This is a genomic window from Bdellovibrionales bacterium, assembly GCA_016716765.1.
GTDB lineage: Bacteria > Bdellovibrionota > Bdellovibrionia > Bdellovibrionales > UBA1609 > JADJVA01.
Genome location: JADJVA010000025.1, coordinates 266,540 through 288,819 on the forward strand (window position 1 = coordinate 266,540; position 22,280 = coordinate 288,819).

General features: G+C 47.0%; 20 protein-coding genes and 1 pseudogene. 12 read left to right on the forward strand and 9 right to left on the reverse strand.

Annotation, left to right across the window (positions count from 1 at the left end; translation table 11 throughout):
- Positions 1-2 precede the first annotated feature (2 nt).
- The 3 genes from IPL83_17595 to IPL83_17605 are packed head-to-tail and all read left to right on the forward strand — an operon-like array spanning position 3 to position 2,471.
- Positions 3-1,790, forward strand: coding sequence for a DUF1538 domain-containing protein (locus tag IPL83_17595; GenBank protein ID MBK9040939.1), 1,788 nt, complete (start codon positions 3-5; stop codon positions 1,788-1,790).
- Positions 1,787-2,149 (forward strand): P-II family nitrogen regulator, encoded by a 363-nt coding sequence (locus IPL83_17600; protein MBK9040940.1) that lies wholly within the window; start codon positions 1,787-1,789, stop codon positions 2,147-2,149. Before IPL83_17595 ends, IPL83_17600 begins: the two co-directional genes overlap by 4 nt.
- The gene (locus IPL83_17605) at positions 2,142-2,471 is read left to right on the forward strand and encodes a hypothetical protein (GenBank protein MBK9040941.1); all 330 of its coding nucleotides are present in this window, start codon (positions 2,142-2,144) and stop codon (positions 2,469-2,471) included. The genes IPL83_17600 and IPL83_17605 overlap by 8 nt, the downstream gene beginning before the upstream one ends.
- Positions 2,472-2,500: 29 nt before the next feature.
- On the opposite strand, the gene IPL83_17610 is transcribed toward IPL83_17605, so the two are convergent.
- The 8 genes from IPL83_17610 to IPL83_17645 all read right to left on the reverse strand — a co-directional run bounded on the left by IPL83_17610 (position 2,501) and on the right by IPL83_17645 (position 14,098).
- Positions 2,501-3,829 carry a BamA/TamA family outer membrane protein gene (locus IPL83_17610; protein MBK9040942.1) on the reverse strand — a complete coding sequence of 443 codons (1,329 nt, stop codon included), beginning with the start codon at positions 3,827-3,829 and terminating at the stop codon, positions 2,501-2,503.
- A complete protein-coding gene (locus tag IPL83_17615; protein ID MBK9040943.1) occupies positions 3,826-4,500 on the reverse strand; it encodes an FMN-binding negative transcriptional regulator in 675 nt (224 codons plus the stop codon). Before IPL83_17615 ends, IPL83_17610 begins: the two co-directional genes overlap by 4 nt.
- Positions 4,458-4,895: a GNAT family N-acetyltransferase gene (locus tag IPL83_17620; protein ID MBK9040944.1), complete on the reverse strand. Its 438-nt coding sequence runs from the start codon at positions 4,893-4,895 to the stop codon at positions 4,458-4,460. The genes IPL83_17615 and IPL83_17620 overlap by 43 nt, the downstream gene beginning before the upstream one ends.
- A gap of 68 nt (positions 4,896-4,963) precedes the next feature.
- Positions 4,964-5,623 carry a hypothetical protein gene (locus IPL83_17625; GenBank protein MBK9040945.1) on the reverse strand — a complete coding sequence of 220 codons (660 nt, stop codon included), beginning with the start codon at positions 5,621-5,623 and terminating at the stop codon, positions 4,964-4,966.
- Positions 5,624-5,672: 49 nt separating this feature from the next.
- Positions 5,673-6,098: a DUF1398 family protein gene (locus IPL83_17630; GenBank protein ID MBK9040946.1), complete on the reverse strand. Its 426-nt coding sequence runs from the start codon at positions 6,096-6,098 to the stop codon at positions 5,673-5,675.
- Between the two features lie 141 nt (positions 6,099-6,239).
- Positions 6,240-7,454, reverse strand: a complete 1,215-nt coding sequence (locus IPL83_17635; GenBank protein ID MBK9040947.1) for a hypothetical protein — start codon at positions 7,452-7,454, stop codon at positions 6,240-6,242.
- Positions 7,420-8,235, reverse strand: coding sequence for a transglycosylase domain-containing protein (locus tag IPL83_17640; GenBank protein MBK9040948.1), 816 nt, complete (start codon positions 8,233-8,235; stop codon positions 7,420-7,422). Before IPL83_17640 ends, IPL83_17635 begins: the two co-directional genes overlap by 35 nt.
- Positions 8,210-14,098 (reverse strand): hypothetical protein, encoded by a 5,889-nt coding sequence (locus tag IPL83_17645; protein ID MBK9040949.1) that lies wholly within the window; start codon positions 14,096-14,098, stop codon positions 8,210-8,212. The genes IPL83_17640 and IPL83_17645 overlap by 26 nt, the downstream gene beginning before the upstream one ends.
- A 312-nt stretch (positions 14,099-14,410) precedes the next feature.
- Here IPL83_17645 and IPL83_17650 point away from each other — a divergent pair, with 312 nt between their 5' ends.
- From IPL83_17650 to IPL83_17690, 9 genes are all read left to right on the forward strand, one after another.
- Positions 14,411-15,454 carry a polyprenyl synthetase family protein gene (locus tag IPL83_17650; GenBank protein ID MBK9040950.1) on the forward strand — a complete coding sequence of 348 codons (1,044 nt, stop codon included), beginning with the start codon at positions 14,411-14,413 and terminating at the stop codon, positions 15,452-15,454.
- Positions 15,448-16,302, forward strand: coding sequence for an ABC transporter ATP-binding protein (locus tag IPL83_17655; protein MBK9040951.1), 855 nt, complete (start codon positions 15,448-15,450; stop codon positions 16,300-16,302). Before IPL83_17650 ends, IPL83_17655 begins: the two co-directional genes overlap by 7 nt.
- Positions 16,299-17,042, forward strand: a complete 744-nt coding sequence (locus IPL83_17660; protein MBK9040952.1) for an ABC transporter permease — start codon at positions 16,299-16,301, stop codon at positions 17,040-17,042. The genes IPL83_17655 and IPL83_17660 overlap by 4 nt, the downstream gene beginning before the upstream one ends.
- On the forward strand, positions 17,039-17,833 hold the full coding sequence (locus IPL83_17665) for a sterol desaturase family protein (protein MBK9040953.1): 795 nt from the start codon (positions 17,039-17,041) through the stop codon (positions 17,831-17,833). Before IPL83_17660 ends, IPL83_17665 begins: the two co-directional genes overlap by 4 nt.
- Positions 17,815-19,332: a phytoene desaturase gene (gene crtI, locus IPL83_17670; GenBank protein MBK9040954.1), complete on the forward strand. Its 1,518-nt coding sequence runs from the start codon at positions 17,815-17,817 to the stop codon at positions 19,330-19,332. Before IPL83_17665 ends, crtI begins: the two co-directional genes overlap by 19 nt.
- On the forward strand, positions 19,332-20,177 hold the full coding sequence (locus IPL83_17675) for a phytoene/squalene synthase family protein (GenBank protein ID MBK9040955.1): 846 nt from the start codon (positions 19,332-19,334) through the stop codon (positions 20,175-20,177). Before crtI ends, IPL83_17675 begins: the two co-directional genes overlap by 1 nt.
- Positions 20,174-20,932, forward strand: coding sequence for a lycopene cyclase domain-containing protein (locus IPL83_17680; protein MBK9040956.1), 759 nt, complete (start codon positions 20,174-20,176; stop codon positions 20,930-20,932). Before IPL83_17675 ends, IPL83_17680 begins: the two co-directional genes overlap by 4 nt.
- Positions 20,929-21,399 carry a sterol desaturase family protein gene (locus tag IPL83_17685; protein ID MBK9040957.1) on the forward strand — a complete coding sequence of 157 codons (471 nt, stop codon included), beginning with the start codon at positions 20,929-20,931 and terminating at the stop codon, positions 21,397-21,399. Before IPL83_17680 ends, IPL83_17685 begins: the two co-directional genes overlap by 4 nt.
- Positions 21,400-21,477: 78 nt before the next feature.
- Positions 21,478-21,633 carry a transposase gene (locus IPL83_17690; protein ID MBK9040958.1) on the forward strand — a complete coding sequence of 52 codons (156 nt, stop codon included), beginning with the start codon at positions 21,478-21,480 and terminating at the stop codon, positions 21,631-21,633.
- Between the two features lie 65 nt (positions 21,634-21,698).
- On the opposite strand, the pseudogene IPL83_17695 reads toward IPL83_17690, so the two are convergent.
- Positions 21,699-22,266, reverse strand: a pseudogene (locus tag IPL83_17695) (DUF1211 domain-containing protein).
- Positions 22,267-22,280 lie beyond the last annotated feature (14 nt).

Genomic DNA, 22,280 nt, shown 5'->3' on the forward strand with positions numbered 1-22,280 from the left:
GCATGAAGTCAGTTCGCTTTTCTGAATATGTTCATGAAATTTCAGTTCAGCAAAATGCAATTTCTTACAAAACTCTGATGCCAAAAATTGAAGAGGACAGCGCCGGTAAGGATAAACCCTATTCACCTCCCAAACTTCACTTAAAGCCAATGGATATCTATAAATTACTAAGGCCATATGTAGGTATACGATTTATGGATCAACTTAAAGCTGTTGGCCCCCTGGCTGTATATCTAGCGATCTTTCAATGGCTGGTTCTCAATGAATCAGTTCAGAATTCTAGCATGATAGGCGTTGGTCTCTTTGCAGTCATTGTTGGCTTAATGCTTTTTATGGAGGGCCTAAAATTGGGTCTGATGCCATTTGGCGAAATCATTGGAAATGTCCTGCCTCGAAAAGCGGTGCTTCCAATTGTTCTCGGCATTGCATTTTTGCTAGGCGTAGGAGTTACGTTTGCGGAGCCCGCCATTGGCGCACTTCAAGCGGCAGGAAAAATCGTTGATGTTCAGAAGGCACCAATCCTATTTTCCCTATTAACAGATCGCGCTCCAATCACTGTGATTATTGTAGGCATCGGGGTAGGAATTGCTGCGGTATTGGGGACGATGCGATTTATTTATTGCTGGAGTCTAAAGCCGCTCATCTATTATAGTTTAATTCCAACCATGATTCTCACTGGATATCTATTCTTCGATCCGGAAATAAGCAAGATTATTGGTCTTGCGTGGGATTGCGGTGCTGTCACAACCGGTCCCGTGACTGTTCCATTGGTATTAGCTCTTGGGATTGGTGTGGCCTCAGCTGTTGGAACCGGCGGCTCCACTCTTTCAGGTTTTGGAATTGTCACCTTAGCTTCGGTTTTTCCAATCCTGGGAGTTCTACTTTTTGGAACTTATGTGGGACTTACAACATCACCTGATCAAATTATTGCAGCAGCACAGGCCCTCGCGGCAGCACAGGAGGGTGTTACGCCGGGATGGTGGGAAGTCTCACCGGGCGTTGATGTCGTGCTAGGCGTACGCGCGATTGTTCCTCTGGTTCTGTTTCTACTTTTTGTTTTAATGGTTGTTCTTCGTGAGAAACTCCAGCAAGCCGGAATTATTCGTTACGGAATATTTTTAGCAGTGGTTGGCATGTGCATATTTAACGTGGGACTTACTTACGGCCTATCAGAACTTGGTGCGCAGTCTGGTGGTTTTGTTCCAGGATCATTTGCACGAATTGAAGGCATGGTGAATTCCCCTCTATATGGTTATGCTATCGGAGTGACAATCGCATTTTTATTCGCGTTTCTTTTAGGTTTTGGTGCAACCTTGGCCGAGCCCGCACTGAATGCGTTAGGCACAACTGTTGAAACTCTAACCGCAGGTGCATTTAAAAAATCACTTCTGATGTACTCGGTTGCTTTCGGAGTCGCGCTCGGAATTGCAATTGGTGTATTAAAAATTGTTTTTCAAATCCCTCTGACCTACTTGATAATTCCTGGATACGTCATAACTTTGGTACTTACAGTGTTCTCCACCGAAGAATTTACAAACATCGCTTGGGACAGCGCCGGTGTAACTACGGGGCCTGTCACAGTACCTCTAGTTCTTTCCATGGGATTAGGATTTGGAAAGGCCGTTGGAGTTGTTGAAGGCTTTGGAATTTTAGCTTGTGCTTCGTTTTGCCCAATAATGGCAGTTCTAGCATCCGGTATCTACATTCAATACAAAGTAAAAAGGGACAATAAAAAAATCGTGAGCACATCTGTGCAAGTCGCATTTCCAGATCAGGGAGTTGTACTATGAGGAAGATAACTGTTTTAACTGACGTCGCATTGATCACATGTATTGTACAAAGAGGTGCTGCAGACAAAATCGTGAAAGCCGCACAGGAAGCTGGAGCCCAAGGGGCCACCGTTTCGTTTGCGAAGGGAACAGGAATTCGCGAACGCCTTGGTCTTCTGGGTGTTGCCGTTGAAGTTGAAAAGGAAATTATCAATGTGGTTGTATCGACTGACCAGGCTCATCGCATTTTTGAAAAAATGTATCTAGCAGGAAACCTAGATACTCCCGGTCAAGGTTTTATCTATATTACCCCACTAGAAAAGGCGGCGACATATATTCCGCAGGCCGTCCTTGAGAAGTTTGGAGAAAAAAATGTCTGAATTAAAATTAATAACTTGCATTCTTTACCGGGGCGGTGGCGATAAAGTTTTAAAAGCACTGTACAAACGGGGGATCGTCACCACCGGGCACAGGCACGCAAGGGGAAGTGCGATTGGAGATGCAGTCGGTAAGGACGGTTTACCAAAGCAATTTGAAAAGGAAATACTCACAGTCCTGGTCAATAAATCGGAAGCAGAAGAGATTTTTGAGTTTATATTCAACATTGCGGAAATTGATCGCCCCCATGGTGGCTTTTTGTATATGGAAAATCTAGATAAGGCATCGACCTACAAAATACCGGAAGCGCCAGTGGAATTTTAAACACTCACTAAGGTTGAAACTATTCCGACTTAAAAAAACTGCTGAACCCCGAAACTCCAATTCATCGTATCGCTTTTCAAGATCGGTTTGGCGTAGTCCAGGCGTACGATGAATCTATAAAATTTTGGCAGAATAAGTCTCAGGCCCGCTCCGAGGCTTGCGGCTTTGACTTTTGTCATTTCTGAGGCCTCGTCGCCGACCGCTCCAAAATCGACAAATCCAACCCCTTGAATGAAATAGGAAGGCTTCTCAAACATCAGGTATCTGGTCTCTGAGTTACTGACTGCAAAATGACTTCCGGCAAACCGATTGTCAGCAAACCCACGTATTCGATCAAGGCCACCCAGATAATACCAGTACTGAAGAACCTGTGTTGAAGTGACGCCCGCAATCAGCCTTTGTGCAAGCTGCCAGCGCGGCAATATGGATTTGAATAGGTGAAAGCTTAAATCAATCTGGACAAACGGATCTGCGCTGCTATCGAGTGAATTGGCATAGCCAAAGTGGGCGCCGATAGATTGGCCGCTAAGCGCTTGTGGCTCTCCCACGATGTCACCAACCTCAAGTCCAACTTTAGAGATCAGCAGTTCTGTCGAGGGAGGCAGACTGAGATTTGGTCCATTTTTATGGATAACTGAATCTGGCAAGATTTCGGTAGAAAAGCTGTCTTTGTTGTATTCGAGTGAAAATCTGAGAGTGACTTTCGACGAGATATCACGAAAATAATCCGCGTAAACCTTCTCTCTCTCGTGTAAGAATCCTCTTTTAATTTCGGGGTCGCTCTTATCTTGGTCGTACTTTATTCGGATTCGTCTTGTGTTCCAATATTGTAAATCGATGCCTTGAGGCTTGCCAAAGAGTCTGGGGTTTTTGAACCACACAACTCCAGAGCTGGCACCACCAAGATTCTCATATTGTGCACCCGCTTCTAAGAATTCACCCAAAATATTTGGATCGTAGACCCCAATGGTGTACTGCGAGACTCCTCCACCAGAGTTAAGTTTCAAAATTGGAATTGTGGTCCACTTCTCAATGACTGCAATCCTCAATTCGGCTAAGTCATTTCGATTTTGTCTTGTGATGGTGTATTCGACTTTGGAGAATAGTCCGGTGCGCTTCAGGCGATTAATTTTTTCCTGAATCTGATTTTTGCAAAACCATTCTTTGTCACTGAGACCGAGCTCCATCTCAATAAACTTTATACTTGTTTTCTCATTTCCTGAGATTTGGACAGATTCGAAAGCCAGTCGTTCGTCAGGCGAGCACCGTTCACTTTCGGATCCAAAAGAATCAGAGGTGCTTAAGATAAGAATTAATAAAGAACAAAATAAATATGCCTTCATTAAGAAATCACTCATTCTCCATTCTCAATCATCATCTCTCGAACTGCACGGCTCATGTCATAGGTTCGTTCCTTTAAACCCTCAATTACCCCTGCCCTATCCTCAGTACTGCGATTTTGAGAAAGTTTAAATTTTGCGTCTACTTTTTCAATTTTAAATCTAAATGAAATGATCGCTGAAGTCAGAGCGGTCTCATCCAATAAATCATCCGGAAGTTCAAACTCCCAAGGGCTTGGATTCGACTTCTCAAAAAAGCGTGTGAGTTGCCTGAGGATTTCAACTTGTTCCGAAAAAGACTCAACCAACTCTACTTTTCCTTGCAAATGTGCGACGGCGTAATTCCAAGTCGGAACATCACGACCGAATTTATACCATTTTGGAGTGATGTAGGTGTGAGGACCTTGAACTATAAATGTAGCGTTTGGATTGTCTATGAAATGCCTCCATTGAGGATTTTGCTTGGACATATGCCCAATAAGAATCCTGTCTTCATTAGGCCTTGTACTAAAAATAACCGGCAAATGATTGATAAACGGCATTGAGTTTTCTGAATACGAAAGAATTGTCATGAAAGCATTCTGCTCAATTAATTTTCTAACTCTGTATTCTTGATTGGGTAAAAAGTGCTTCGGCAAATACATGACTAACTCAATTTTCTTTTGTAGGCGAAGGACCTTTGTTTCCAATCGTGGCGCTCATAGAATTTCTTGCCTCGTTCATTTTCGATTCCAGTGCAAAGTCGTAAGCCATTGCAGTCTAACTCCTTGGCAAGATCTTCAGCATATTTAAGAAGTTTTGCACCAAGCCCTAAAGATCTATGTGATTCAGTGGAAACCAGATCATCAATGTAGAGATGCTTTCCATGAGCAAAGTCATGGAGGATTCTATATCCCATCACCGCGAGAATTCTATTTTCACTTTCAATGCCTACAATTTCATATCCGTCAGCTTCATGAGCATCTGTAAAAATCGTCACGTAGTCTTCATAGGATAAGTCTCTCCTGAGTTCTTTCATGATCGGAAAAAATCGTTCAAGATCTCTTTCATCTTTTGTCTTTACGAACTGAAAATTATCAATCATTTGCCACATCCAGAATATGCATGGTGGGCCCCGGAGCCCTCGCACCACTGTCAATCAAGCATTTCTTCTCACTTTGGCGCAAAATCTCGTTCTTTAAGTGCCTTCAACAGTTTGTCTTTGCCATTTCCAAAAAGGTTTTCTCCATGTCCGACAATTATATTTTCAAAATCAAAAGAGAAAAGTTCGGTCAAAGATTCATTGAAAGCTTCTTTGTCATCGATGAACTGAGCAAAGAACTTACTCATAGCAAGCCTTCTATAGGTGCCAAATAGATTTAAAATTATCCAGGACCCAATTCCCTTGGCATCAATCAGATTAAAACAGAGATCTGCAACAATTAGAGATTTCGATCCTTTATGGAAAAATGCGACCTCATTAATCTTTGAAATTCCTTTTAATTGAATCATTGGCAAATCCTCTTGATATAGCCAATGCACTGAGGAAAGTTCATCACTCCAAGTAATTTCAGGTTTTGAGATTTTGCCACCGACAGGCGCCCACTTCTTAGCTGAAGGGAAAACAGAGCTTGCCTTTGGAACTCCTGCACAATGAAACAAATTGGGTGCAACCAAATCTGTAACGCCATTGATTTTTTTGAGTTGATGAAGATCCAAACAAGAGCCAGGAGATATCAATATTGATCCGGTTTTTAGAGGAACAAATGTCGATCTAACTGGAAGGTTCATCAAGGGCATTTTTTTTACTGATTCAAGAAATATAAGATCCATTATTCTCACCTAACACGCAAAGCTTTCAACGTTCTCATCTTGGAAACCTCTACGATTTTCTATCTACCTGAACAGCTTGATATTCCTCTTTGTAATTTTCGCCTTCACAACCAAAATATGTGACGGTTCTCTTGATGAAATCAACGTCATAACTCACAACTCCTGCCTTCCAGGTGGCATTCAAAAACTCAGGAAAGGTACTTTTTCCGGCTTGATCAATTCGAAGCGCATGAATAAGGGCATCTTGATTAAACTTTGGAACGTCAACCATATCCCGGACAAGTGGTTCTCCCTGCATAGCAACGGGCCCATCTTTTGTTAAAAATAAGCTCTGACAAGACGGTAGTGACCAAATGTTGCGAATCACACCTGATTGCCGTAAGACTTCAGCAAGAAATGGAAAACCACCAATCTCTGGTCGAATTCCCATTGCCCTTTTTTGCGCCGCCATCAAATTTTCAATCGCTTTACTCATTTCTGCCTCCTTCGCAAAAAACAAAAAAGCGTCATTCTAAGCGCTTGAATCCTCATTAGACCACGGTATCACGGAATTGAGAATATCGGAAGCAGAAGCCAACAATTGAAAGGGCTCTCATACAAAAAAGCCCACCCCGGATTAGCGGACTTCAAACTTCACTGAGTCGACCGACTGACCTGACGCAGTTTTTAGATCGACTCGATACTTGCCTCGCTGAAGAGGCCAGACGATCATTTCTTTTGCCACACTCAAAAGGTGATCGTTCAGGTAGAGTTTATGCCCCCATTGTGGATTTTCGATTTCGATCGGGAGCTTTTGCAACGGCAATGGGATGTCAGGATCAAGGCCGACCAACATGTCAGGCGCAGGATACCGAATCCGACTGATTGTGCGACGGGGAAGTGGTTCTGATGGTGGTACGTATGTAGTGAGTTGTCCTTTGGGATTGGGATGAAGAGCCAACATGAGGCTCCGCCAAATGGGTGCGGCACCACTCATGCCGCTGACGTTCCACATCGGATCGCCGTTGAAATTTCCAATCCAAACGCCAACGGTGAATTGAGGAGTCCATCCAATGCACCAGTTGTCGCGCATATCCTTGCTCGTTCCAGTCTTTACCGCTGCGGGGAAAGGGAGAGTAAGCAGACTATCCATTCCAAACGTAAAGCGGCGGTATTCAGGAGCGGCCAGAATATTAAACATCGATTGGCGAGTTTCTTCAGAGAAAGCGGCACCCTCAACGGTGAATTGACGATACCCTTGAGTCATTTCCCAAAGCGTCACATCAATAGCGCCCAAGGCAAGGCTTGGACCATAGTATTCATCCTCTTGCAATTGTTCAAAACCCAAGGCGTGCAACCGATCTAAAACCCGTGGCTCACCTACGAGTTGGAGAGCTCGCACGGCTGGGACATTCATGCTTGATCCAAGAGCATCGCCGACGCCGACCAGACCTCGAAATATTTGATCGTAGTTTTTGGGATGATAGACACGCCCTTGAGAAACTGAAATATCTGCTGGAGAATCTTCAAGAAGGGATTCAGTCCTGAGAAGTCGCCAATCGAAGGCTGTCGCATAAACGAAAGGTTTAATCGTTGAACCCGCCTGCCGTCTGGTCTGAATTCCGTCGATTTGTTCGGCCGAGGCGACTCCAGCTCCGGCGTTGGCCACATAGGCTACGACTCGCCCTGACTGAGACTCTAGGACCAGCACTGCGCCGTCATTTACATTTTGATTCTTAAGATTACGAAGTTGTTCGCGCAAGGCAAGCAATGCAAGTTCTTGTAATCGGTAATCTAGTGAGGTTTGTATGATGCTTTTACTTGATCCATTTTCGGTAAAATGTTTTGACAATACAGGAATTAGCTCTCGTGGTCTTGACAATCGATAGGCCTTGGAAAAAGTTTGCTGGGCAAGATTCTGCATTGACTGGCAATCGGTTGTGCCGAGAATCAGGCAGGCACGTTTTGCCACTAATTCTGCCCCTGAATTGGGTGAACGTAACAGAGCAATTAGGAGTGCGGCTTCCTCCTGCACCAGTCGAGGGATTTTTCCCAAAGTAACCAAGGCTTGCTGCCCGCAATCCAATCAGCTCACCACGAAACGAAACTAAGTTGACGTAGGCTTCTAGGACTTCTTTCTTACTCCAATGAGCGTTGATTTTTAGCGCAGTGGCCATCTGGTTTGCCTTTTGCCAGAGGTTGCGACGGTGGCTAACTTTGCTGTCGTTTATCAATCCAACAAGTTGCATAGTCAGTGTACTTGCGCCTCGTTGAGATCGTCCCGTCACACGTTCCCAAGTCGCTTTCGATAAGGCAAGCAAATCAACGCCGGGATGTGAATAGAAGCGGCGATCTTCAGCTCGCACCAAAAGATCATGAAATGCAGGCGAAATATCTGACCATTCGACCCAATCCAAACTGCGTTTCTCACTACGAGTTCGAATTGATTCCAGGGGATAGCCATTTCGATCAACAACCCAGACATCCGAAGGCTGATAACTTTTACGAACATTTGCAAATGAGCGCACTCTGATCGTGGACCATGTGAGCGCCAAGGCCAGCAAAGACACTGTGGCGCACATACCGACAACATCAGGTTTGCGAATCCTAGCGAGAGACTTTCCAATTCGCATTGGGTACCTCTCCAAAAGTTTCCGGTGAATACATTGCCTCAACTCTCGAAGGCGGCAATTTGAATTCACCCGCGGAATTCAACCGAACTCGGTAACTTATGCGGTAAGTTCCACGGGGCAAATATGCGGCATAGGAAATAAAATTGGCGTGAGATTTTTCTTCATACTCGGTCGGCCAGTCTTGTATTTCTGTCGTCGGAACATTGGGCTTAGGCGCACGATCAAGAAGACGGGACGAACCATCCAAACCGGTACCTAAATGAGAAGCTCCCGCTGGAATTGGATCGCGGACCACAACCCAAGGTTGATCTGCCTTAGCGGTGACAGTCAGTTCAACATTAACCACATCTCCGATTTTCCAGATACCAGGGACTGTCTGGGTGACGGCAGTGATCTTTCGAGAGATTTGGTAGCCCATATCGAGCGGCGCCTTTAACGGGATCGCCGAGATAGTTTCGAAGTGAATCCATGGTTTGCCTGAGCCAGAATGATTGAATTGAACCTGTACGTTGCCTCTCTCTGAACCCTTTGGCCAATTCAAGAGTTTCCGTTCACCGTTAGGCGAAACCTGCCAGCTAAAAGTCCCGCTGATGTTTTCCGCACTCACTTTTGTTTCACCTGTGACTTTCTCTTTCTCGAATTCGCGGCTGAATCGGCGAAGTTGAGTGACACCCCAGGCGTTAGCCATTGTGGTATCCCAATGACCAAGGCGTAGTCTTGCAACAACTCCTCTCGCCATTCGACCTACATCTTGCCCCCATGAGGGTTCATTAATAGAAACCCCAAAAACTCCCATGGCTTCTTGGTCGCGTGAAGAGAATAAGCGCCATTGACCTTCCCAATCCAAGTCACCTTGAAGATTCATCAATGAACCCTGAAAATTGATTCTGGAACGCAAGATATTTTCGGCCTGCTTCAACTGAGCCTCTCGATTTGGAATGTCCGTTTGCCGTTTGAGAAGTTGAAACCAAGCTGTGGCCGTCTCATTTTTCCAAACGTTTGGCGTGATCTGCACGGTGAAAAGAAAGTTTGGTGAAAACGCCTTGTATCTAGACAGCGTCTCCATCACGAGAATTTTAGCTTCACCAGTATAATGATCCCGCACATAATTGTCCCACCAAGAATGGCAGGCATATTGCCCTTGAATATAGGAGGTCAGACCAGAAATCAGACGCGCACGAGTGGCTGACGGCAATTCATAGTTATTTTCATCCAAAATGTTCATGATGTAACGGGTGAGCTGAGCCGAACCGCAAGAGGATACGGGAAAAAATTTGAGTAGTCCGTAGCTATCGAAATAAGAGGGGAGTGACTCAATCAAACGCTTGATCTCATTCTTGTCTTCTAAGACGATGCCCCGTGAAATTTTTTGTTCGAGGCAGCTATAAGCATATTCGTCCAAGTAAGACTTCACTCCCGCGAGTCCCGACACCAAGGTCGCGCGCGCGTGAACTCCAAGACCACCCTTTCCGGGAATTGAGTCAGATGGCTGTCTCACCGGAATTTGATTTGTTTTATCGAGTTGAAAGAGAGTGGATTGAAACACACGGGCAGGAACTGCAGGTTCAACGCGGACTTTCGCCATCATTGAATCCTCAGCGCCACTCACGGAATCTTTAGCCTTTATACGAAATGAAATTTCCTTGAGACCCGTCGGTACTATGAGAGGTAAGTCGAGCGTCTTAGCCTCGCTTGGCTTCAGTTCGACAGGTGGTAGTTTCGGCAGCGACCCAATGTCTTTAGCGATAATCTCCAGGGAAACCTTCATTGATCCTGATGTGGTGTTGCGGAGTGTGAATGCATTTTTGATTTGATCACCCTCACGAACCAAAGGTGCGAATCCAGAGTAAATGATCAAATCTTTTGATGATTCAACGGTGACATTTCCATCTCCAAATAAATTTTCACCCCCTGTCGCGATCGCAACAATTCTGAAGCTGGTCATAGAATCATTGAGGGGCACGGTGATCTTTGCTTCACCGGAAGAATCGAGTTTAAGCCTGGGATGCCAGAGAATAACGGGTTCGAAGAGCTCGCGTGTGTCGGCAGCGAGTGCTCCGCCGCCGCCACCAGGGGGTTTAGCCTTTGAACCAAAATGACGGCGACCGACAACTTGATTTTGGCCAGAGCTTGTTGAAACGGCCAGGCTTCGTTGGCCCATCATTTCGCGGAGAATCTTCCAGCTCGTATTTTCTTTTAGTCGAAGTAATGCCTCATCAACCGCCGCGACGACCACCTCAGAACCTGCGGGAAGTTTAGCGCCAGTGGCTGTATTAACCTGAATGGAAACCTGCGCATTGTCTCTTGCACGATATTTTGTTTTGTCTGACTTAACAGTCACCAAAAGTTCATGGGCTTTCCATCCTACTTTTAGCTCAACCATTCCCATCTTCATTGCGGGCTTTGAAAGATCAAGCAGAGCTGTGGGCTTAGGATCTCCAACCCGACCGCGCAAAACCAGAGTTGATATAAATACGTTAGGTGCATAGTTACCCTTGATCGGGATTTCGATCACAGGATTGTCACGACGAACTTCAGTCACAAATGAATCAAGAACACCTTCCCTCTCGACTGTGACCAACACAGTTGACGTCGGAAAAGGAGAGCGAACGACAAGTTTAGCCTTGTCACCGGGCTCATAGCGATTCTTCTCTGGTAAGAGGTCAATCCGATCACTGTCACTAGGAACCCACCAGCTATCAGTCCCAGATTCATAGACACTCATTGCAACTGAGGCGTAGGTTGCTCGCCCTTTATCATCGAGAGTTTTGGCCTGAAGGGTGATGCTCCCAGCAGGAAGTCCCTTAGGATCACATTTGAAACGACCGAGTTCATCACTCTTACCCTCACAGACTTTTCCTAAGGCAGTTACTTCAGATTTAGAATCGTAGGAGTAAAAGCCACCGACAAGACGTTTGCGATGGGTGATGTGATTCGTCCGAAAGGCTTCAAGAGTGAAAGCTCGGTTGCTCTGGGGTTCACCTGCATTATTGGTAATGACGCCCATCACCTTGGTTTTTCCCGGTTCCGAGTACCAATTATCAGAGCGCAAGCCGACAACATACTCAGCTGGGAATACCGGAACCTGTGAGCCAGTCGTTTTTACCTCGCCGTTTGGATCTGTGTATTCCATTTCTAAGGCGAGCTGTTGAATCTTGGTCACCAATGGCAGGTCAGTAAGCTTGGCCAAGAGCCCACCGTCTGCATTGAGAGCTAAATCATGCACCTTGAGGAAAGCTTCCTCCGACGCTTGATGACTTTCGGAATCAATCACGCCTGTCTTTACGGGCGTGGCAAAGAAATTATAATCCGCTCCGCCTGGGACATCAGGTACAAAATTTCCGGGCTGAAGACTGGCCCGCAGTTTGACTTTTAATCCCTTCGCTGGTCCGCCTGAAAGATAGCTTGCAGAGAGATCGGCCTTCACTTCTGATGGTCGCACAAGTGGCTCGCCTTGGATCTTTATTGCAGCTTTCATCAGCGGGAGCCGATATTCACTCACGACGAAATGGCCTGTCTCCTGCGCAGTCCAATCGTAAGGATCGCTTTCTTCGGTCTCCCTTTGGGCAATCTGATCCTTATTGGAAAGATAAATTGCATATCGCCCGAGACTTGCATCTTTTGGAATGGTGAATTTGCCAATGGCGGTACCAGTCGATTTATCGAATTCAAAGGGCAGTGTGTATGTTTTCCTGCTGCCTTGGTGAACTATAAGAACTCGTTTGGGCAAACGTCTTTCGTTCATCATCGCAAGCCCGGATTCACGATGTTCGCGCACAATATGCTTCATCTGTATCGCTTCACCAGGTTGGGCGGCCATGCGATCAAGGACAGTGTGCGTAACAATTGGTCCCCATTGTCGGGAAAGGTATTCAGTAGAAACATTGAAGCGATAGGATTCAATTCCCTTGGACCAATTGCTGGATGAAAAGGAAAAATCGTCAGCTTTTTGTGCAAAGGCAAAGATTTCACATAGTTCATAATCGGAACCCTCAGCCTCATCAGAACCGCTGTTCAAAACGCATGGGTCATCTATCTCACTCAAGCGCAGGACGCCTTCGCTGTTCGTAGTGCCTTTCGCCAGCTCTCGTCCTGAAGCATCTAATATCGAAACCTTGGCTCCGCTCACAGGTTTTGCAGTAGACAGCTGAGTGACCCACACCAACGAAGATTCTCGTCCGCTTTTAAAGTGGACAGCCATGTCTGTGACTAAGGCTGTCGTCGCAACATACATCGGAGCTGCGCCAAACAATGCTTCGCCTAATCTTGGACTGGCCATCTCTACAACATAGAACCCTGGCTTACTGAGCGGAATGCCAACCAATTCGAATTCCCGTTCTCCAAGGGGCTTTGGCATTTGAAACTTCGATCCTTGTCCTTCCCCTAACACCGGGGAGTTTCTCCTTTCGTACTGGTGTTCCTTTCTCAATACGTTTCGATACCAGTCAATAATTTCAGCAGACTTAGCTTGGCTTGAAAGATTCAAGGTCCTTCCTTCAATCGTAACTTGCTGAATAGCCATTTGCTTTTCAATATTGCGGACACTTACCGGTAAAACCGGATCGGCTTTGAGCTCAATTATTCCAAACGATGCAGGGAACTTTATCAAAGGTGAATATTCGTCAGTTGCGACATCAAGCGGATATTTTTTCTGATTTGTTAAAACTCTTCCCAATTCATCTTTGAGTTTTCCAGGAAGTATAACTTTGAATTTTGTTGAATCCGGGAAGGGAGCTCTAAAGGTCAAAGAACCAACCTGTTTGTCCTCGAAGTTGCTGGTAAGCTTCCCATCTACGTCGGTCCCAGGAGTTGTGATAAGTGTGCCATCAGCGTTTTTTTTCTGATCACCCTCAATGAGTTCAACTGGAATCCAGGTTTTACCATCGGCAGCGACGAGCTTTGCGCCCTTGAGTGACTTGAGTGACACGCGTTTGTTGAACATCACACTCATATTTAGAATGGGATTGCAGGGACGCTCGGGAACGGATCGCTCGCATGAAAAGTGTGCTTGAAATGGTTCAATGACTTTGAAATCAAAATGTTGAGGCTCTTCAACTGGCAACCCAGTCTTGGAGAGGATCCCTTGCGGCCAATGCAGAACAACCTTGGCTTCTTCAGGAAATCGTCGATTGCCCGCTAAGACAATAAACCCTTCCATTTCTTTGATTTGCGAAAAGGGCTTTGGAGGTTTTTGATCCAAGAGGCTTTCGTAGGTGTTCCAGCGCCAATTGCTTTTAATGGCAGCTTTAATGACCGCCTCAGAATCCTTTCCTTCAATGACTTTTATCCCCACTTTATCGGGCATTCCTTGCACTTCAAAATAGGCTTTTGCTTCAACTGATTTCGGGTCCATCGCTCCGTCAATGAGGGCGACAAAATACTGATCCGGCTCGATGTCGCCATAAATCGGCTCGATACCTAAGATTGCTGGCCCTGCTGTCGAGAAGCTATATTCCTCGAGACCTTCTATTTTTGCGCCAGATAAGTCCTTCGCATCGGTCTTTATTTTAAAAGTACAGCGAATGCCCGCCTTAAGAGGTTTCTCAAAATCCAAGACCCAGTTCTTGTTATCCGCCCATCGGGTGGTGAATTTTGGGCTCTGTTGAGGCGCAGTTGCATTTTGACCATGTGTTGGTTGCTTTTTGGTGGCTACATTGCAAGTCATTGTGAAGGGATCGGTCTTGGCGCGCGGATCACCCATAGCGACCATGTCTACTGAAAACCGAACCGTGGTTTGCTGCACTTGTTTTACCGAGCCGGTGGGATAGAAATTGATCACGTGGGCGGCATGGGCGCTGATGACGTTGAACACAAATAGAGCAGATGCATATCGCGCAAGAGCGGGCCAATGAGTCGGGGTCATATATGCTAACCTCATCAATGATTTTTATAACAACGAATAATTATTCATGTCGCTTTACGAATTGTAAATGCGGAAGACCTGTCCAAAGATATAATTCGGCGCACAAGAGGGGCAATGGCGCTGACCCAAGATCGGCCATTCAAGGTAATTTCATGTCTAATGCTGAGTGTGGATTGAAGTTGTTGTGCCTCTACTTGGCCGGAGTGCCGACATGAGCTTCTCTAGGCCCAGCGGTAATTTTTTTCCATCTTTAAGGCGTCGCGCACCTCGTTAACTATCGTTTCTCATGGAGTTTTCGCCTATGTTAGATCAATGCTCGAAAGCCAAAGCGGTCGACTTGAGCGCTCTCGCTCAAGTCAGCTCACAGAAACGAGTTTTCTAGCCGACGTTAACCGTACGGCCTTGCGCACTTTTTCGGCTCGAGCCAGCGATCTCTTGCTGCAAATGGCGATCGAACAATTGACTAACGTAGGCAAACAGCTGCGCCCACGTTTGGTATATGGACTGGGGCAAGCCTTTGAGGTTGATAGCTCGCACTTGATTGGCTGGGCGACCGCTTGTGAGATTTTGCACAATGCCACTTTAGTTCACGATGATTTGCAAGATGGCGATCAATGGCGCCGTGGCATCGAAACGATTTGGAAACGTTTTGGCGTGGCACAAGCCGTAAATCTTGGTGACTTTTTAATTTCGGTTGCGCCACTGCCACTCTTTGAAAGCGAGATTGAACCCTCCGTGCAAGTCGCAATTGCGCGTCTCTACTCGGTGACGGCTGCACGCATTGTCAACGGTCAGAGTTTTGAGCCACTACTCAATGAGATGCGCTCGATCGCTACTCTTGAAGAGGATTATCTCAAGTGCATTGCGCAAAAGACTTCGGCGCTATTTGCAGGTATTGCTCGCGGCGTGGCGATCATCGCGCAACGTGATGAGGCTTTTCAAGCCCAAATTGAGTCTTTGTTTTTTGATTTGGGCGCGATCTTTCAAATTCAAGACGACATTTTGGATTTGTTCGGCGACAAGCGCCGAGAAACAAAAGGCTGCGACATCAAAGAGGGCAAGGTCAGTTTCTTAGTTGTGACTCATCTGAAAAATTATCCTGACGATCTCAATCTCATTCGCTCTATCCTCACCAAACCTCGCGAGCAGACCAGTGAAAATGATGTGCAGATCATCTCGCAGCTCTTTGAACAGCGCGGAACCTTGGCGACTGCTTTGAGCGAGCTCGAAGAACTGATGGCGCGTGTACGAAATGCTGAGGTATTGCAAATGGAATCGAAGCTTGCCGACTTTGTCAGGGGTTTTGCGGCGCAGGTTTTAGTGCCGATCCAGCATCTGGGGAATCTGTCATGGTAAAATCGGGAGCACCTGCACTTCGCTTTGAGTCTGTCAGTAAACACTTTGGGCAAGTTGAAGCTCTGCGCGACATTCACTTGGAAATTGCACCCGGCGAAATCGTGGCAATACTGGGCTGTAACGGCGCGGGCAAAAGCACATTCATTAATCTTGCGAGCGGACTCAAAACTCCAACCCAAGGACGAGTTGAAGTTTTCGGACTCGAGGCTATGGCCCCTCTCAGCAATCAATGCCGCACGACCCTGCCGCAAGAACTGAGCTTTCCAACCCATTTGAAAGTGCGCGAGATCCTACAAACCGTCTACGCTCACTTTCCAAATTCAGATTGGAAGCACCTTGCGGAGACGCTTGAAGTCGAACCCCTGCTCGATCGACTCACCTCTGAGTTGAGCGGTGGTGAGCGCCGCAAGCTCGCCTTGATTTGTGCCTTGGCCGGTGATCCAGGTCTTGTTTTACTGGATGAGCCGACAGCCAACATCGATCTCGTTGGGCAAACGCTCGTGCGCCAGATCTTGTTGGGTCACTTTAAGGGTCAGAAGCGCTCGCTCGTGTTTTCATCTCACCAAATGCGAGAGGTTGAGGAGCTTGCCGATCGCGTGGTGGTATTTAAGGAAGGCCGCATCGTCGCCGATACAACTGTTCGAAACGTGAAAGATCAGCTTGGCTTGAAGAAGGTTCGCTTTGTCCCATCGCAAAGTGAGCACGCGATTGAGCGACTTGGCACCAATAGCGACGACTTACTTAAAGAGATCCTTCGGCAAGATCCAGGAGCTCGAGCTATTGAAATTGCAGAATCGACTCTTGAAGAATCGATTCTGCGTATTTGGCAGTCAGGGCCGACAGTATGAACCTACGCCTTTTCGTGGTTCACACGCGCTGGATGTTGCTTGAGTTGTTACGACAGCCTTCCTACCTTGTGTCGACGATTGCTTTTCCCGCTCTATTCTATTGGATCTTTGCGATCCCTGAATCAAAGGATGTTTCATCCTCCAACTTTTTGATGGCATCGTTTTCTGGATTCGCTGTGTTTGGCGTGATCTTTTTGCAGTTTGGAGTTGGAATGGCGCAAGGACGGAGCTCGAGCTGGAGTCACTACTTAAAAACCTTGCCGGTGAGTCCTTGGGCATTTTTAATTGCACGCTTCGCCACGGCCCTCATCTTCGCACTCGCTGCGGCTTTGGCGATCGTGGTGATGGCGGTCACAATGACCGAAGCCCGTTTGGCCTTCACTGCTTGGAGTGAGTTTGTCCTAGGGCTCTTTGCGGGCGGAATTGCCATCTGTTTTATGGGTCTCGCACTAGGTTATTGGGCCGGTGAGAAGTCGGCACTCCCCATTGGCAATCTGATTTATTTGCCTCTGACCTTTGCCGGCGGACTGTGGAAGCCACCAAATCTTTTGCCGGATTCGCTAAAAACTCTCTCGACCTACTTGCCGACGCGTCTATACGGCGAGGTGTTGTGGGCCACGGTGCAAAGTCAAAAGGTCGAATTGGAATACTCCCTTGGGCTCGTCGCCTATGCGGGGCTGTTCGGGCTCATTGCCTGGTTTGGCTACCGCCGCGATGCCGATCGAAAGGCGCACGCATGACAAGCCTGTCACACTTTGAACAACTTGACTCGTATTTGCCGGTCGCTCTCAACAGTTGGACGGTCTTTGCCCTTGCCGTTCTGGTCTTAAGCGGGTTTATTCTCGTCCGTTACTTCGCAATGGTTGCAATTTTTTATTATCTATTTTGGCGCAAGCATGTGGGCGTGGATCAGGTTCACTATCTACATGATCAAAAGACTCGTCCCGGCCAGGTGGCGTATGAAATCAAATGGTCGGTGGTCTCAACTTTGGTTTTTTCTGTTTCTGGCTATCTTATGGGTTGGTTATGGCAGCATGGCTGGACAAACATTTACCTGCAACTCAATCAGTTTGGATTTTGGTATTTGCCTGTGAGTCTCTTTTTACTGAGCCTCATTCATGAAGTTTATTTCTATTTCACTCATATTTGGATGCACCGACCGGCGGTCTATCGCCGCATTCATGCGGTTCACCACTATTCGCGCAAAACCAGCCCTTGGGCCTCATTCTCATTTCACCCTCTAGAGGCGGTGATTCAAGCGGCCTTCTTGCCACTCGCAACCTTGGTGATCCCCCTGCATCCCTTGGCAATTGTCACTTATTTGACGATGATGACTCTGAGTGCAATTTCAAATCATCTTGGCGTCGAACTAATCTCGGCGAAAGGTGTGACGAGCTGGTTTATCTCGGGCGAGCACCACGCGCTTCATCATGAGCGCTTCGATTGCAACTATGGTTTGTACTATCGCTTTATGGATCAGGTGTTTGGCACCGATCGAATGAAAGAGGACCTATGCAAAAATCCGTCGTAATCGGCTCTGGTTTTGGTGGTTTGGCATCAGCAGTTCGCTTGCTTAAAAAAGGCTACGAAGTGACATTGCTCGAGGCGCGTGAACAACTCGGCGGTCGCGCTGGTGTGTTCAAACAAGACGGTTTCACCTTCGATGCCGGACCAACTGTGATCACGGCACCCTACCTGCTTGATGAGCTCTTCACCATGCTGGGTGAAAATCCGCGCGACTACTTTCAACTGACTCCGATCGACCCCTTCTACAGAATTCAATTTCATGACGGCTCATCTTTTGACTACGTCGCCGACGGCGAGCGATTGATTGAAAACATTCGCGCACTCAGCCCCAAGGATGTCGATGGTTACCGCAAGCTGGCTCAACATGCAGAGCGCATCTTCGATGTTGGCTACACCGGACTCGCCGATTATCCCTTTGAGACAGTTGGCTCAATGTTGCGTGTCGCCCCTGATATGATTCGCTTGAAGAACTATCGCAGCGTTTACTCCCTCGTCTCTTCATACATCAAAGACGAGCGATTGCGCCAAGCTCTCAGCTTCGAACCACTCCTGGTCGGTGGAAACCCAACGAAAATCACTTCAATCTATTTGTTGATCCACTGGCTCGAACGAAAGTGGGGAGTCCACTTTATCAAAGGTGGTACGACGGCGTTAGTCGGAGCTTTTGAACGCCTGCTGATCAAGAAGGGCGTCCATATTATAAAGAATGCGCCGGTTGAACGCATCGAAGTTGAGAGCGGGCACGTCAGTCGCGTGTTTACGGCCGATGGCAAATCCTACAAAGCAGGCGTCGTCGTCAGCAATGCCGATCCGGTACGAGTCTATCGAGACATGATCGCACCAGAACATCGTTCGAAACATGCCAACTGGCGCCTGAAGATGAAATCGCACTCGATGAGTTTGTTTGTCGCCTACTTCGGCACAAAAAAGACCTATGAGCACCTGGCCCACCATACGATCTTGCTTGGTCCCCGCTATCAGGGCCTACTCTCTGATATTTTTGATCGCAAGGTGCTCTCAGATGACTTTAGCCTTTATCTGCATGCACCCACTCGAACCGACGCCTCCATGGCGCCAACTGGACACGAGTGTTTCTACGTCTTGTCGCCCGTGCCAAACAGTTTAAGCGGAATCAATTGGAGGGAGGAGGGCGAGCGTTACAAAGAGAAAATCTTTAACTGGCTTGACCAGAAGCACTTGCCCGGCCTGAATGCCAATCTGGTCAGTCAAACTTTTGTGACTCCCGATTATTTTGAAAGCACTTTGCGTAGCGAGCGTGGAGCTGCATTCGGCATCGAACCTTCATTTCGCCAATCAGCTTATTTTCGCTTCCACAATCGCTCAGAGGATGTCGATGGCCTCTACTTCGTTGGCGCGAACACTCATCCTGGAGCGGGCGTTCCTGGTGTGCTGAGCTCTGCAAAGGTTTTGGATCGCGTTTTGCCCAGTGCTCAAGTCAATCGCTCAGCGCAGGCATCGCGTGCGCGTGATTTGGAGTTGTGATGAATCCAACAGAAGTCATGGCCACTCACGGCAAGTCATTTTACTTTGCGAGTTTATTTTTCCCGCAGAATCAATTCATGAAGATTGCGCGCCTGTACATGCTCTGCCGTAAGGTTGATGACACGGCCGATGAACTTGAAGCCAGCCGGGCACTTCCGGCTCTGATTGAAATTCGTCAGCAGATTTCAGATCCGACCCATCAAGGACCGTGGCAAGAGGCTATCTCGACCTTGTCCTCTTACGGAGTCGAACGTCGCCACATGCTTGAGCTACTCGATGGTGCGGAGTTCGATGCTCGCGGAGGAGCAATCACTGATCAAGCGATGCTGTTGAAATACTGTTATTGGGTTGCGGGAGTCGTCGGCTTGATGATGTGTCCTCTTCTTGGCGTTCGAGAGGCTCGCGCTTCACGTCACGCGGTTGACCTTGGAATCGGCATGCAGTTGACGAACATCTGTCGCGACGTGAGAGCCGATGCTCATGGTGGGCGAGTTTACCTGCCTGCGGACGCACTCGCCCAAGCGGGTTTAAATTTCGAGGATCTTCGCGCCGAGACAGCGTCTGAGAGTTTACGTCGCTTGGTGCGCGAACATTTGGATCTTGCCGATAGATTTTACGCCAACGCCTACCGTGGACTTGCCTATTTGCCATTTCGTGCAAGGCTTTGCATCGTGCTGGCTGGGGAAGTTTATCGCCACATTGGTGTAAAGATTCGCAGTAAGGATTACGACGTTTTGCACGGCCGAACCTATCTCTCATATTTTGAAAAGCTTGTGGTGGCCTGCAAGTGTCTTAGCTTTTTCATTCGACCTCGTTTCTGGCGCCCGCGCGAGGCGGTCGCATGACCTACTCTCAATTTCTACTCGTGTTTATTGTACCTCCCCTATTATTTTTGATCGTGTCTTATCTGCGTACCGAAGACCCTCTCAAACCCTATTTCAATCGCGGCATACTTTTGCTAGCATTGATGGCGCTGATCTACACAACGCCTTGGGACAACTATTTGGTCAAGTCGGGCGTGTGGACTTATGAAGACGCGCGTGTGCTTGGCCGCATTGGTTATGTTCCGATCGAAGAGTATTGTTTTTTCATTTTACAGAGCTACCTCACCGGCCTCTGGTGCTTTTTCACACAAGGTTCCATCGCAATTCGCTCTCTCGAGAACAAGGGCGAATGTGGATTTGCTTACCTCATGGGAATCATTTTTTGGCTGGTTACTTTTGGCATCGGTGTTTTTGCTTGGGGTTCGGAGTCGACGCGATATCTTTCGCTCATTTTGGTTTGGGCGACTCCCGTGGCGCTCATGCAATGGGTCATCGGAGGTCGTGCATTGATACGCAATTGGCGCCTTTACCTAACCTCATTGGTTCCGCCCACTTTGTACTTGTGGGCGGTGGACGCCTATGCCATTGGCAATGGCGTTTGGTCGATCTCAACAACGCAAACCATCGGATGGGAGATTGGTAATCTTCCCATTGAAGAGGCTGCATTTTTTCTAATGACCAACGTCATGCTATGTCAGGGCTTAATTTTATTCGTGGCCTTGCGCTCTGAGTTTCTGCAAATCTGCGCGCGTTTGAAGTTAAAGGCGGTTTTATGATAATGTGGTGGGGAGTTTTTTGGTTGTCCTTCGCAGTGATGGAGTTTAACGCCTGGGTGCTGCATAAATATGTCATGCACGGAGTCCTCTGGTTTTTGCACGAAGATCATCACGCTCCGGTCGCAGGTCATTCCTATCAACTGAATGATTTTTTTGCGATCTTCTTTGCCGTACCAAGCTTCATGTTTATTTTATTTGACAGTCTTTATAACCTACCAATGCTCGGCGCAATCGGATATGGAGTGATGGCTTATGGAGCCGTTTACTTCACGGTCCACGAAGTGATCATCCATCGCCGCTGGAAGTTCTTTCACGTACGGGACAATTGGTATGTGGAAGCGCTCAAAGTGGCTCACAAAGTTCATCACTCAGTTCAGGGTAAATATGGCTGTCGTAATTTTGGCATGCTGGTTGTTGCGCCCCAGTACTATCGCGCAGCTTTGCGACGTCGACGTAAATTTGAATAGTTCTCTCGTTGGTTAATAAGAACAGGTCGAAATTCCCAACCAAATTGTCGAATCTTTCAATTCGAGAGTTTGTGACGAGTGCCTCAACGAGCACGTCCTTTTTTTCTCGAAGATGCTCGAGAGGAAATCGACACCTGGCGCTGGAGGTACAAGAACATTACTCCACATTCAGCACTAGGAACGAAATCTCCGATTGAATTTGTAAACGAGCAGGAATCTATGTTCGCAAGCTAACGCCACATGACTCAGGTTACTCGACCTACAGAGTCTTGGGCCAACCGCCATTATAGTAGGAGAATCTATGACATTTGCTTTTCAATTCTCTTGTCTGGAAGTAACCAAATAAGAGCGACCACAGAAAAGATTCCAAAAGCAACCTGCGGGAGCCAAAATGATGTTAACAGCCCTAAAATATACAAAACTAACGAAGAATGCTCTTTAAATTTACTGCCAACGGCTTTGTGTATAACAGACTCGGTATCGTGATTTCTTAACAAACTGTTTGTTAGGACGTAATAGCTAACAGCACAACCCAATAAAACTATTCCATAAAGTGTTACAGTAACACCTTCAAAATGATTCTCCCCATCCAACCAGATGCAAAAGGAATCAACAAAGCCAAAAAGCAAAAACAAATTTGACCAGAGAACTCGTCCATCAACTTTTTACCGTCTGGAATAGGTGATGGTGGTTATTCCAATAAATTCCCACATAAATAAAACTGATGATGTAACTCAGAAAAATAGGACCTAAATTTAATAGCGCTTCTAGTGAAACTTCATGCGGAACTTTTATCTCTAAAACCATTATCGTAATAATGATCGCGATTACTCCATCACTAAATGCTTCTAATCGACCTTTATGCATAATCTTCCTTTACG